The organism is Marinobacter sp. (assembly GCF_052091845.1).
Classification (GTDB): domain Bacteria; phylum Pseudomonadota; class Gammaproteobacteria; order Pseudomonadales; family Oleiphilaceae; genus Marinobacter.
The window spans coordinates 60,468-74,282 of sequence record NZ_JBQDCO010000008.1 but is presented as its reverse complement, the minus strand read 5'-3'; the positions used below and the strand labels follow the sequence as shown (position 1 = coordinate 74,282).

Genomic DNA, 13,815 nt, shown 5'->3' with positions numbered 1-13,815 from the left:
AGTAGCCTGAACAAAACTTTTATCCAGAAACGCAGAAACTCTGGAGTGGCGATCCATAAATAACAACTTAACCATTCGCGGTGAACCTTGTGATCGAATTCTACTTGAACGGCCAACAACAAACCCTCGACCGAGCCGACCCGAACCTCAGCATTCTCGATTGGCTTCGCATGAGTAAACGCCTGCCCGGCACCAAAGAAGGCTGTGCCTCGGGTGACTGCGGCGCCTGCACAGTTGCCATTGGCACACCAGACGAAAGCCGCTCGGGGCAGTTGCGCTATGACAGCGTCAACAGCTGTATCGCTCCCGTAGGCAGTCTGCATGGCAAGCACCTGGTCACTGTCGAGGCGCTACAGACGGAGCCGGGCCATCCCGTGCAGAAAGAGATGATCGACTGCCACGGCGCCCAGTGCGGCTATTGCACGCCCGGCATCATCATGTCGCTGTTCGCCCTGCACACAGAGAAAGCAGCGGCCGGTGCGAGCACCAGCGATAACGAACTGCTCGAGGCCTTGTCGGGCAACCTTTGCCGCTGCACCGGCTATCGCCCGATCATGGAAGCCGGTCGTCGGGCCAGTGTACAAACCTGGAACCCGGGCACCACACATGACAACCCGGCAGATGCCAACACCCAAAGCCAGGGCGGCGCACTCAGCGGCCCCGCTGCAGCGGCGGGTGCGGCCTGGCTTCAGGCCCCGGAAATGCTCGCCGGGCTCAAGCAGTTGCAAGTCACCAGTGGCACCCTGTCAGACACACAGGGTGCCCGTTTTGATGCCCCTGCCACACTTGAGGAACTGCGACAGATTCTGCAGCAATCACCCGATGCCCGAATGGTGGCCGGCGGCACTGATCTGTCCCTGGAAATCACCCAGCAGCTGAAAGATCTGACGCACATTGTCGGGCTTGGCGGCATTGCCGAGCTCCAGGAAATCCGGGAGAGCGACGACGGTATTTATATTGGTGCCGGCGCCACTTATACCTCCATGTTCCATAAGCTGGAGCAGCGCTGGCCCCACTACGGGCCCATGCTCGAAAGACTGGGGTCGCTTCAGGTACGAAACCGCGGCACAGTTGGCGGCAACGTCGGTAACGCCTCACCGATCGGCGACATGCCGCCTACGCTGATCGCCCTGGGTGCCACCCTGGAGCTGGACAGCGCCAAAGGCACCCGCAAGATGCCCGTGCAGGACTTTTTCCTCGACTATAAAAAGACCGCCCTGAAAGCTGGCGAGTTTATTCGCGGGGTATGGATTCCGGCGCCGCAGCCGGATGAGCAACTGTTTATCTACAAGATTTCCAAGCGCATTGACGACGACATTTCCGCCGTCCTGGCGGCGCTGTGGGTCAAACGCGACGGTGATCAGGTTACTGACTGTCGCCTTGCCTACGGTGGCATGGCGGCGATACCCAAACGTGCCGCAGGTGCAGAAGCGCAGATAAAAGGAAAGGCATGGAACCAAACGACCATTTTCAATGCCATATCTGCTATGGAGAAGGAGTTTGACCCTATGTCTGATGTCCGGAGTTCTGCAGCCTACCGTCTTCAAGTAGCCGGTAATTTGTTACAACGCGCGTTTCTGGAAAGCACTCAAGACGCAACTCAAACCCACCAGCCGCTCATGGTGACTGACTATGCGTAAGCTCCCGATCAATACCCCCAAACCTTCTGACACAGCCTCTGGCCTCTCCGGTACGCAGGCGTACCACGACAGTGCCTGGAAACACGTTTCCGGCAAGGCCCGCTATATAGATGACCTACCCGAGCCAGAAGGACTGTTGCATGCCGCCGTAGGCCAGAGCACCCACGCTCACGCCCGCGTCACTGCAATGGATCTGGACGCCGTTCGCAACTACCCCGGCGTTGTTGAGGTGATGACGGTTAATGATGTGCCCGGCCATACCGATATCGGCCCGGTTTTTCCGGGTGACCCGGTACTCGCCGGTGATCTGGTAGAACATGTGGGCCAGCCACTGTTCGCGGTTGCGGCCACCAGCCATCGGGCTGCTCGACAAGCCGCCCGGCTGGCGAAAGTCAGCTATGAGCCTCTGCCAACTGCACTGACCGCGCAGGAAGCCCTGGAGCAGAAACTGTTCGTACGCCCGGACCACACCCAGCTTCGTGGCGACCCTGATAAAGCCCTGGCCGAGGCACCACACCGCCTGCAGGGCGAAATGAACGTCGGTGGGCAGGAACACTTCTATCTGGAAGGCCAGGCCTGCCTGGTAGAGCCTACCGAAGATGCCGGGGTCTTCGTGCACACCTCCAGCCAGCATCCATCGGAAGTGCAAAAGCTGGTGGCGGAAGTGCTTGGCCTGGCTATTCATGAAGTTCAGGTAGAAGTCAGGCGCATGGGCGGCGGCTTCGGCGGCAAGGAAACCCAGGCGGCACCGCTGGCCTGTATTTCAGCGCTGCTGGCACGCAAAACCGGACGCCCGGTCAAATACCGCATGGCCCGTGCCGACGACATGGTACAAACGGGCAAGCGCCACGATTTCTATAACACCTACGATATCGGTTTTGACGAACAAGGGGTGCTGCGTGGCGCCGACATTATGGTCGCCGGGCGTTGTGGTTTCTCCCCTGACCTGTCCGACGCCATCGTTGACCGTGCCATGTTCCATTCCGACAACGGCTACAGTCTTGGCGAGGCACGAGTGGTTGGCCACCGCTGTAAAACCCATACCGTGTCGAACACGGCCTTCCGTGGTTTTGGCGGCCCTCAAGGCATGATGATCATTGAACGCGCCATGGATGACATTGCCCGATACCTCGGCGAAGACCCCCTGGATATCCGCAAGCGAAACCTCTACGGCCCCGGCCGGGATGTCACTCACTACGGCCAGAAAATCGAGCAGCACCTGTTGCCGGACATGATCGAGAAGCTTGAGGTCAGTTCCGATTACCGCAAGCGCCGTGCAGAGATCACCCACTTCAACAAGACCAGCCAAATTCTGAAGCGCGGCCTGTCGTTGACCCCGGTGAAGTTTGGCATTTCCTTTACCGCCCAACACCTGAATCAGGCCGGCGCCCTGGTGCATGTCTACACGGATGGTAGCATCCACCTGAACCATGGCGGCACGGAAATGGGCCAGGGGCTGTTTATCAAGGTAGCCCAGGTGGTCGCCTCGGCCTTCCAGGTGGATCTGGATCGGGTCAAGGTGTCGGCCACCCGCACCGACAAGGTGCCCAACACCTCGCCCACCGCCGCCTCCTCAGGCACAGACCTCAATGGTATGGCGGCTCTGGATGCCTGTGAGAAGATCAAGCAGCGCCTGGTCGACTTTGCTGCAGAAGCGCATGGCGTCAGTGCCGAGGACATCGCGTTCGAGAACAACACAGTACGTGTTGGTGACCAGCGCATTGACTGGGCCGATTTTGTTCAGCAGGCCTACATGGCCCGGGTGTCGCTGTCTTCGAACGGCTTCTACAGCACCCCCAAGATCCATTATGACCGGGCCACCGGCCAGGGCCGTCCCTTCCTGTACTTCGCCAACGGCGTTGCCTGCTCGGAAGTGGTGGTGGACACGTTAACGGGTGAATACAAAGTCCTGCGGACTGACATTCTCCACGATGCTGGCCAATCGCTGAACCCGGCCGTCGATATCGGCCAGATTGAAGGCGGTTTTGTTCAGGGTATGGGCTGGCTGACCACGGAAGAGCTGGTATACAACAAGGAAGGGCGCCTGTTATCGAACGGCCCGGCCACCTATAAAATTCCGGCCGTGTCGGACGCGCCAGCCGATTTCCGGGTCGAGTTGCTGCCCGCCAGCCCGAACCCCGAATCGACCGTATTCCGCTCCAAGGCCGTGGGTGAGCCGCCGCTGATGCTGGCCATGTCGGTTTGGTCGGCCATGCGCGACGCCATTGCCAGCGTTGCCGATTACCGCTACAGCCCGCCGCTGGACACGCCAGCTACGCCGGAGCGGGTACTGGGGGCCATCACTACTACCCGTCGCTGGGCAGCGGAGCAAACGGCAACCACCGAAAAGCCGGTGAGTCAGGAGGCCTAGCCATGCGCGACCATTTAACATGGGTGCAGGCGGTTGCCGACTGCGAGCGCCGTGGCCAGCCTTATGTGCTGGTCACTGTGCTCGGCGTAGCCGGCTCCGTGCCCCGGGAACCCGCCAGTAAAATGGTGGTTACCGCAGAGCACAGTTACGACACCATTGGCGGCGGCCACCTTGAATACCGGGTGATCGCCCAGGCCAGGGAGCGGCTGGCAAATCACGACTACACCTATGAACTGGCGCACTTTCCTTTGGGGGCCAGCCTCGGCCAATGCTGCGGCGGCAGCGTGGCGGTACTACTGGAAGCCCAGGGCGGCGGCGATGCCCACCTTGTGGTTTTTGGTGCAGGCCATGTTAGCCAGTCGCTGATGAGCATTGTGGGCGAGTTGCCCTGGCGGATAACCTGGGTGGATTCCCGCAGCGATTGCTTCCCGGACAAGATACCGGCCAATACCGCCGTGCACTGCACGGATGATCCGGCCGGTGATGCTCCCGACTTATGCGCCGACAGCCATGTGCTGATTCTGACCCACAGCCATGCGCTGGATTTTGCTCTGTGTGAAACCCTGTTGAAACAGGATACTGTGCTATCCATCGGGCTGATTGGCTCGCATACCAAAGCGGAACGCTTCCGCCAGCGACTTGATCACCGGGGCTATGCCGAAACAGACATAGCCAGAATAAGGTGCCCGGTTGGACGCAGTGATGTGCCCGGCAAACGGCCCATGGAGGTTGCGGTCTCTATCTCCGCAGAGCTTCTCAACCTGGTTGCCGACAGCACCCCGGAAAAGCCCACGCGAAGAGGCTTATCCTGGTCCGCACTCAAGGCTTTGACAAAAGAGACGGATGGCAAGGGGGGCATCAAACCCCCGGCACTGAAGGACGCTTAGAGCTCAAAAACCTGTAGTAATGAGGGGCTGCAGCGCAGCCCCTCGCCGACCTCATGACCTGCCGATAAGCCGTAGGGGTAGTGTGCATAATATCCCGGAAGGCACGGTTGAAAGAACTCAACGTGCGATAGCCAACATCCAGCGAAATATTCAAAACAGGCTCGTCCGGTGTATTAACCAAACGACTTGAGGCTTCCGCAATCCGCAACTGGTTGATGTAATCATTAAAATTGCGATAACCAAGTGTTTGGTTAATCAACCGGCGCACCCTGTATTCAGGAATACCAATGGCCTTTGCCAGCTGTTTGAGCGTTAACTTCTCCTGTTTATAAAAACCGCTGGCCATCAGGTTGGCCAGCTTTTCAGCATCGTCACTATCAGTCTGACGCGCAGTCTGGCGCGGCGATTCCATGGGGTGTCGCACTTCCTGATCTGGTACCGGCATCTCTCCAGCCGACTTTCCCGGTGGCGCAAGCTCCAGCAACCCATCCCGTGACGAAACGGCACAGAACAATATCATCAGTGTCGCCATGCCAACCACTATGCTGCGGGTAACTTCCTGGTAAATCCCAAAATTCAAGCTAACCGTTGCAATACCAACAGCGCTGCCCAGAACCAAAAGCAACACTAACCGGGCCTTTCTGCGGGCTTCGACCAAGTCATTGCGCCAGTGACGAACCACATAAACAAGACTGTGCAGCACAACCACATACTCAAACCACTGCCCCAGTTTCCAGCCCAGAAAAACGCCCCACTCAGGCCAAAGCCCTGCCTCTATAAAAGGCCTGGAGAGTGTGGGAGTCAAAAAACTGTATAAAGCCATAGCGCCCCATACGCTTACCAACCGCGGCCTGGCGGCAAACACCAGCTGGCACAGGACCCAGAACAGAGCAGGCATGGCAGTCTGGAGATCAGAGGTTATCCAGCGCCAATGAGAGGGAACGAGCGGATCTATCAGGTATGCGGCCGATGCGATGATAATCAGGATAAACACCTTGCCGACCAGCAAATGCCGGAAATCGCGCCAGAAGACCAGTAACAGGGAAACCAGACACCCCAAACCAAAGCCAGTGAGCGTGAGCACAGCGGAACTCTCCAAGATTGATATTATTATTGTGTTCTATCAAGTATAGGAGAAAGTTTACCGGTTTGGCATTGACCCGTTTGCCGGGGCGCCAGTAGCTATGGCGAATGGAAGGAAAGCAGCTCGGAGATGTACCGAGCTGCCTGCTTAACATTTACTGCGGAAGTGTCGGAACCCAACGCTGATTACTGCCGCCATGGTGCTGGTACATCACCAAATCAGTACCGGCAGCATCCAAGGCATAACGACTATCCTGCTGCAACCGGAATGACTTGTCGGCGTGCCGTTCGAACGTCAGCGCGCCGCTGGCGGTCAGGCATAAGCCAGTCTCGCCACTCCGATACTCCGCCCAGTGCCCACTTGCAGAGTCCATGTGCAGTTCCCACTGCTGATTTGCATCACCATGAGACTGCCAGAAACCTACCCAGCCACTGCGGTAAGCATCAAGAGAATGGCTATTGCTGCCGGCGCTAGTGATACGCTGGCCAGAATACTGCCAGTTTTGCTGGGCACTGCCATTACAGGCTTGCAGATTGGGGTAGCCGTTATTCCAGGGTGTGCCATTGTTGTCCAGGCACAAGGCGTTGTCGCCAACCTGGTTGGCGAAGGTTCCCTGCAGCGCATCGAACAGCCAGCGCTGATCCCGGGCCAATGGCTGGCACGCATAATGGTCTACCCAGGCGCCGCTGTTCACGCCGTCATCATTGCCAGGAACATCAAGACAGGTTCCTTAATATCGAGTACTGCTTCATGGCTGTGCTGGGACATATGATCCACTTCGATAATCATGCCCATGTCCATCATCCGGTTTACCAGATAGATGCCAAGGTCGGTCAGACCACGATTGTTGCACTGGTCGGTTGTTTCATCGTAATTCGTGGAACCTGTAATCCCCAGCAGTGCTTCAAGCCCGAACAGCCCCAAATCGTTGTACATCATCTGGCCTTGGGTTTCGTCGTCGCAAGCACTGGTAGAAAAATACCGCCCTGTTGACAGGTTATTGCCCACATTAATCAGCCCGCTTTCGATTCGGGGGCCGCCAAACTGATTATCAAACCGGTGAATGGGATAAACCGCACGAACGCCAAGGTCAAGTATTTCTGCAGCTGGGCGCCAACATAGGCCTGGGAGCAGGTTACACAACACCTCGTTTTCCACGAGATGGGTCACCATCATTTTCTGGCCACCCAGAAAGGCCCGCTCTATCCAACGGTAGTAGTAGCCAGTATGGGACAAGCTTTGATGATTAGGCCAAAAGGGAAAATCTGGCCAACCCGCGGTGTTATAGCGGAAATTAATATCGTTGAAGCCCATCAGATTACCAATCACATCCAGGGAACCATCGGGACCATGAACATCAGAACTGTCGGCAAGCGCTTTGGTCACACCGAAGGGGTGGAACGGGGAGCCAGCCATCATGGTACCGCCCATGAACTCGTAAGAGGTGATGTGGGTATGCGCATCAATAGAACCACGCACGGGTTCGTTGGCATTTCCTTTTAATGGCTCAAGATCCCCGGCAATGTTCACCTCTGCTTCCGGGAAATCTTCACAGTTTTGCGCAGGAACAAGCCGGAACCAGGCTTCGCTATCCTTGTTTCCGGGGTTCAGCAAATCAAGCAAGTAGATGCCCCGGCTGTTCCAGTTGTGCCTCAACGTGCGGTTGAGAGACAGGCTCGTGAACCGGAATTGCTGTTCCCCGCTCTGCATGCGCTCATCTATGCGCCAGTTAGCATGCTGGCCCGGCACGTTGCCTGCGGTGATATCCGCCGGCAACCGGGTGTCCAAAAACCGGCCGCCCTGATCACGCATCATAAAGGTGCCCAGCTCACTGGGCTTCATATAGAACAACGCAGCGTCTTCCGGGCTGACTGCACTGAAATCAAAACTCCAGCCACCATTAATGGTGCCGTTGGTCTGATACCGGCGCATGAAGCGATCGTTGTGTGCCGATTGAACTGCAAAGCAGCCCTGTGCGAGCCCGTATACCTCTTCGGTATCAGCGTTCGCACCATGGGAAGTTGAAAAAAACAAGGTAGCGACCCCGAATAGGGTCAGGATGAATCGAGCCATGGTCCCGTCCTTTTATTGTGTTTTATATCGGATTGACTAGGTGGTTCGGTCACAAAGATAGGAGCGGATCATGGCGGGCGCCACAGGAAGGCGTTTGCAGAACTTGCAAGGAGTGTGCAGTTTCTTGAAAGCGTGTCTGAAGGGGCCAGGCGACCCCCTCATTTCGAACAGTATTAAGCCGTCAGGCGTCCAGAAAGCTGGTTAAGCGCTGGCGGACAATAGACTCGGCATCTGCCATGATGCGCTGAATCAGCTCGTCGCAGGTGGGGATATCGTTGATTAGCCCAGCCACCATGCCGCAGCTCCAGGCCGCTTCGTCCATTTTGCCTTCCTGCAGCACAAGACGGCCTTTGACGCCGGTTACCAGATGACGAATGTCATCAATGGTTTCGGCCTCGCCTTTTTCTTTTTCAATCCGGATAATTTCCGTCACAGCGGCGTTGTTCAACACCCGTTCTGTGTTGCGAAGGTTGCGCATAATCAGGCGGGTTTGCAGCTCGTCAGCCTCGACAATGGCTTGCTTTACATTGTCATGAATGGGGGCGTCTTTCGTGGCCATAAATCGCGTGCCCATATTCATGCCGTCTGCGCCCAAAGCCATTGCCGCAACCAGGCTGCGGCCATCGGCCATGCCGCCAGAGGCAACAAACGGAATCGTCAGTTCTTCCGCCGCCCGGGGCAGGAGAATAAAGTTTGGTATGTCGTCTTCACCTGGGTGACCCGCACATTCGAAGCCATCAACACTGACCGCATCACAGCCAATCCTTTCCGCTTTGAGGGCGTGACGTACAGAGGTGCATTTATGAATAACTTTGATACCGGCAGCTTTAAGCTGCGCCATGTATTTTTCCGGGCTGCGGCCCGCGGTTTCAACGGCTTTTACCCCGCCCTCAATGATCGCATCGATATATTCAGGGTAAGGAGGCGCATTGAATGAAGGCAAAAAGGTAAGATTCACACCAAAGGGTTGGTCGGTCAGTTCATGGCACCGTGCAATTTCCTTCGCCAGATCTTCCGGTGTAGGTTGCGTAAGCCCGGTGATAATACCCAAACCACCGGCATTAGAGACGGCCGCGGCCATCTGGGCATAACCAACATGGTGCATACCACCCTGAATAATCGGGTGGCGGATACCAAACAGTTCTGTAATTCGGGTTTTCATGATTTCTTTCCGATGCTTGTTGTGCGTATTGAGTGCTAATGACCGCGCGATAAAACTCGGTTGCCGCGGCAAGCGCTATACCACTTCGAACAGACCTGCAGCCCCCTGGCCGCCACCAATACACATGGTAACCACCACGTATTTAGCGCCCCGGCGCTTGCCTTCAATCAAGGCATGGCCTGCAAGACGAGACCCGGTAACGCCGTATGGATGGCCGATCGAAATAGAGCCACCGTTCACGTTCAGCTTTTCCATGGGAATGCCAAGACGATCACGGCAATAAACCACCTGAGACGCAAAAGCTTCGTTCAGTTCCCACAGATCAATGTCATCCATGGTCAGGCCGTTACGCTCCAGCAAACGAGGAATGGCGAACACCGGACCAATCCCCATCTCATCCGGCTCACACCCGGCTACGGCAAAACCACGGAAAATACCCATGGGCTCAATGTTGTTTTTCTCGGCATAGGTACTGTTCATCACGGTGCAAACCGAGGCACCGTCAGACAACTGACTGGCATTGCCGGCGGTCACAAAATTGCCCTCTCCACGCACCGCGTTCAAACCCTGAAGGCCCTCAAGCGTGGTGTTCGGGCGATTACACTCATCGCGAGTCAGCGTGACGTCTTTCTGGCTAACGTCGCCGGTTTCCTTATCCTTCACCATCATGGTGGCGTCGAAGGGCACAATTTCATCGTCAAACTTGCCCGCTTCCTGGGCCGCAGCCGTGCGCTGTTGGGAAATCAGGGCGTACTCATCCTGAGACTCACGGCTCACGTTATAACGCTGGGCGACGATATCGGCCGTCTCAATCATCGAGAGGTATAGTTCAGGCCTGTGCTTCATCAGCCACTCATTCCTGGCATGAAAGCTGTTGAGCTTATCGTTTTGCACCAGAGAAATAGACTCCACACCACCAGCCACCATCGCCGGCACCTTCTCGGATACCACACGCTGCGCAGCAATAGCGATAGACTGCAGACCGGAACTGCAAAAACGGTTGATAGACATCCCCGCCGTCGTCACCGGCAATCCTGCACGAATAGCTGCCAGGCGCGCCATGTTCTTGCCCTGGGCGCCTTCGTGGAAGGTCGCACCAAGAATCACATCCTCAACAATAGCCGGATCAATACCCGCACGAGCAACAGCGTGCTTAATCACATGGCCGGCAATATCGACACTGTGGGTGTTGTTCAAAGCGCCCCGGAAAGACTTCCCAAGACCGGTACGAGCCGTAGAAACAATAACTGCGTCTGACATAAAAGTGACCTCGAAATAAAAATGGAGCACTTACCTGTTTAAGGTAACTGGAAAAAGATACAAACCCGGTGCTCAAATTGGCCTTACAAGTCGCCAAACTTCTTCCCATCAGCAACCAGTTGTTTCAACAGCGGGGCAGGCTCCCACTGCGCACCACCCACATCACCGTGATACTTCTCCACAGCAGCCAGAATCGAATCCAGACCAATCTGATCCGCCCAGAACATAGGCCCACCACGATAAGCCGGGAAGCCATAGCCATAAATCCAGACCACATCAATATCCAGAGCCCGATCAGCAATGCCTTCCTCAAGAATCTTGGCCGCCTCATTCACCATCACATACATGCAGCGCTCAAGAATCTCCTGATCCGTAATTTCACGGGAGTCGATACCCTGCTCCTTACGGAAATCCTCAATAATCCGCTTTACCTCAGGATCCGGAATCGGCTTGCGGCTGCCTTCCTCATACTTGTAAACACCCGCCATGGTTTTCTGACCAAAGCGATTCTGCTCCGCAAGCTTATCCATCCAGCTCGACGCTACGTTTTCACCCGCATTACGAAGCTCTTGGCGGATGCGATACCCCACATCAATACCCGCCAGATCCGACATGGCAAACTGACCCATGGGATAGCCCAAATCCGTCAGCACTTTATCGACCTGCTGTGGCGTGGCGCCTTCATTGACCAACGCCATAGCTTCGGCGCCGCGCTTGTGCAGCATGCGGTTGCCCACAAACCCGTGGCAGTTGCCAACCAGCACACCCACCTTCTTAATCTTCTTTGCAACGGCCATCACGGTCGCTTTTACCTCGTCAGAGGTCTTGCTACCGCGAACATTCTCCAGCAGCTTCATAACATTGGCGGGACTGAAGAAGTGCATGCCCACCACGTCTTCCGGCCGTTTGGTAGCAGAGGCAATTTCGTCGATATCCAGGGTAGAGGTGTTGGAGGCCAGAATGGCGCCGGGTTTACACACCGCATCCAGTTTGGTGAAGATCTCTTTCTTCACCGCCATGTTTTCAAACACAGCCTCAATCACCAGATCCACGTCTTTGAAATCATCATAGTTCAGGCTGCCGGTGATCAGCGCCATCCGGTCTTCCACCTGCTGCTGGGTAATACGCCCCTTCTTCGCAGAGCTTTCATAGTTCTTGCGAATAATGCCCAGCCCTTTGTCCAGAGCTTCCTGCTTCATTTCCACAATAGTCACGGGCAGGCCCGCGTTGGCGAAGTTCATGGCGATACCGCCACCCATGGTGCCAGCGCCAATGATACCGACGCTCTTCACATCACGTACCGGCGTATCCTTCGACAACCCTTTAACTTTGGAAACCTCACGTTCTGCGAAAAAGGAATGGATCAGGCCTCCGCGCTGGGGCGAATCCATGCACTCCATAAACAGTTCGCGTTCGCGCTTCACGCCTTCAGGGAATGGCAGGTTAAACGCCGCCTCAACAGCGTCTACGCATTTAAACGGGGAAAACTGGCCACGGGCCTTCTTCTGCAATACGGCCCGGAACTGTTCGAACACGTCGCTTCCCTTGTCCGCGGCAATTTTGTCCGTTAGATCGCGAACCCGACGCACGGGCTTGCCTTCCTCAGCAATCTGCCTTGCGTAGGCCAAACCTGCCGCTTTCACGTCGGTACCCTCGTCAACGACATCCACAATGCCAAACGCCAGCGCGTCTTTAGCACCGACAAACTCACCCGACGTAATCATTTCCAGTGCTTTTTGTGCACCGGCCAGGCGCGGTAAACGCTGCGTGCCACCAGCTCCTGGCAGCAAGCCAAGTTTTACTTCTGGCAGGCCAACTTTGGCGCTGCTCAACGCAACCCGGTAATGGCAGCCAAGCGCCGTTTCGAGCCCGCCACCGAGTGCGGTACCGTGGATAGCGGCAACCAGAGGTTTATCGCTGTTTTCGAATTGTTCAACCACCGCAGGCAGGCTTGGCTCCTGCATGGGCTTACCAAATTCACGGATGTCAGCACCCGCTATAAAGGTGCGACCTTCACAGACCAGCAAAAGCACTTTGGCGTCGGCGTCCTTCTGCCCCTGCTCCAGCGCGGCGACCAAGCCTGAACGCACCGCATGGCTAAGGGCGTTGACCGGCGGATAATTCACGGTAATTACGCCAATACTGCCTTCACGATTGTAGGTTACGACCTCTGGCATAAACTTTTCCTCGCTGTATATGGAATTTAGTTTTAACAAGCGAAACATAAGTACGATTTAATACAAGTTTGTGCTGTGTTTCAACCATCAATTAAAATCCAGGCATAAAAAAACCGCAGAACGAATTCTACGGTTTTATCGAAAAGCCCGGGCGCCAGAGGGTCTGACCGGTTTAAACCCCCAGTGATTCAATATCACTTGCCAGCATCGCCAGCTGGTGAGCAATAGAGCTTCGAAGCTTTTCAGCCGGAACCAGATAAGAAGGCGCAGCGCAGGTCAGCGTCATGGTGGTGCCGTCTTGCAGGTGAACAGGAACACCGGCAGAGTTGATATTGCGGTCCCACTCGCCAAGCGACAAGCAAAACCCATGCTCGTCATAGTCTTCCATGGCACGCTCCAGTCCCGCTTTTTTCTCAGGCCAGGATTCCGGGCCATATTTCAGCTCCAGTGCGTCATCTATAACTTTGCGCGCTTTGTCTGAAATGGCACAGTAGTAGGCCCGGCCTGCAGATGTCGTTGCCATTGGGAGTTTAACGCCGATATCCATACGCAGAAGCGAAGCTTCCGGCGGCAGGCGATTTTCCACGTAAATCATATGCAGGCGATCGCGGCACGTAAGGCCAATGGACATATTATTCTGACGGGCAAACTCATCCATGTAAGGCTTGGCCAACTGACGAACTTTCAGGTTGGACACATAGGCGTAACCCAGTGCCAGCACACCGGAGCTGAGCTGGTACTTTTCCAGCTGGGTGTTATAGCTTAAGTATCCAAGTTTGGTCAGTGTGTAGGTCATGCGGGACACGGTTGGCTTAGGCAGGTCGGTAAGCCGGGCAATATCCTGATTGCCCAGAATAACCGGCCCATGACTGAAAGCCCGCAGGACATCCAGGCCACGAGACAGCGCCTCAACGAATTTCCTATCTTTCTCCGGCTTCACCGGTTCGTCATCACTGGAGGCTGCCATCAGTTCCAGTGAAGCGGTTTTTGCATTTGGCATAGTGTGGCGTCCTCCAACGACGTCGCCTGATTCCGTGCCCTAGGCTATAAATCTTATATATGTAGAGTATGCTGCATTTTAATGTGTGATGAATCCAAGCACCACAAATTTGCTCTAAAACGAAACACTTACCTTTCAGTTTTCACGATCTCTTACACTCC

At 55.7% G+C, this 13,815-nt stretch carries 10 protein-coding genes; 3 read left to right on the top strand and 7 right to left on the bottom strand.

All coding sequences use genetic code 11. From position 1 onward, the window contains the following. Positions 1–89: 89 nt before the first annotated feature. Genes xdhA through xdhC form a run of 3 tightly spaced genes read left to right on the top strand, consistent with a single transcriptional unit; the run spans position 90 to position 4,898 of the window. The gene (xdhA, locus tag ACTHYN_RS04435; RefSeq protein WP_441811293.1) at positions 90–1,640 is read left to right on the top strand and encodes a xanthine dehydrogenase small subunit; all 1,551 of its coding nucleotides are present in this window, start codon (positions 90–92) and stop codon (positions 1,638–1,640) included. Beyond that, positions 1,633–4,011, top strand: a complete 2,379-nt coding sequence (gene xdhB / locus ACTHYN_RS04430) for a xanthine dehydrogenase molybdopterin binding subunit (protein WP_441811292.1) — start codon at positions 1,633–1,635, stop codon at positions 4,009–4,011. The genes xdhA and xdhB overlap by 8 nt, the downstream gene beginning before the upstream one ends. Positions 4,012–4,013: 2 nt before the next feature. Continuing rightward, complete coding sequence (gene xdhC, locus ACTHYN_RS04425; protein ID WP_441811291.1) at positions 4,014–4,898, top strand: xanthine dehydrogenase accessory protein XdhC; 885 nt, start codon at positions 4,014–4,016, stop codon at positions 4,896–4,898. On the opposite strand, the gene ACTHYN_RS04420 is transcribed toward xdhC, so the two are convergent. The 7 genes from ACTHYN_RS04420 to ACTHYN_RS04390 form a co-directional block, all read right to left on the bottom strand. Further along, positions 4,870–5,982 carry a helix-turn-helix domain-containing protein gene (locus ACTHYN_RS04420; protein ID WP_441811290.1) on the bottom strand — a complete coding sequence of 371 codons (1,113 nt, stop codon included), beginning with the start codon at positions 5,980–5,982 and terminating at the stop codon, positions 4,870–4,872. The genes xdhC and ACTHYN_RS04420 overlap by 29 nt on opposite strands. A 154-nt stretch (positions 5,983–6,136) precedes the next feature. Next, on the bottom strand, positions 6,137–6,676 hold the full coding sequence (locus ACTHYN_RS04415; RefSeq protein ID WP_441811289.1) for a ricin-type beta-trefoil lectin domain protein: 540 nt from the start codon (positions 6,674–6,676) through the stop codon (positions 6,137–6,139). Further along, the gene (locus tag ACTHYN_RS04410) at positions 6,673–8,055 is read right to left on the bottom strand and encodes a hypothetical protein (RefSeq protein ID WP_441811288.1); all 1,383 of its coding nucleotides are present in this window, start codon (positions 8,053–8,055) and stop codon (positions 6,673–6,675) included. The genes ACTHYN_RS04415 and ACTHYN_RS04410 overlap by 4 nt, the downstream gene beginning before the upstream one ends. Positions 8,056–8,236: 181 nt before the next feature. Then, a complete protein-coding gene (locus tag ACTHYN_RS04405) occupies positions 8,237–9,217 on the bottom strand; it encodes an NAD(P)H-dependent flavin oxidoreductase (RefSeq protein ID WP_441811287.1) in 981 nt (326 codons plus the stop codon). A 75-nt stretch (positions 9,218–9,292) separates the two neighbouring features. Further along, positions 9,293–10,477, bottom strand: coding sequence for an acetyl-CoA C-acyltransferase (locus tag ACTHYN_RS04400; RefSeq protein WP_441811286.1), 1,185 nt, complete (start codon positions 10,475–10,477; stop codon positions 9,293–9,295). An 83-nt stretch (positions 10,478–10,560) separates the two neighbouring features. Continuing rightward, positions 10,561–12,654, bottom strand: coding sequence for a 3-hydroxyacyl-CoA dehydrogenase NAD-binding domain-containing protein (locus ACTHYN_RS04395; RefSeq protein ID WP_441811285.1), 2,094 nt, complete (start codon positions 12,652–12,654; stop codon positions 10,561–10,563). A 172-nt stretch (positions 12,655–12,826) separates the two neighbouring features. After that, complete coding sequence (locus tag ACTHYN_RS04390; RefSeq protein WP_441811322.1) at positions 12,827–13,621, bottom strand: IclR family transcriptional regulator; 795 nt, start codon at positions 13,619–13,621, stop codon at positions 12,827–12,829. Positions 13,622–13,815: the final 194 nt, after the last annotated feature.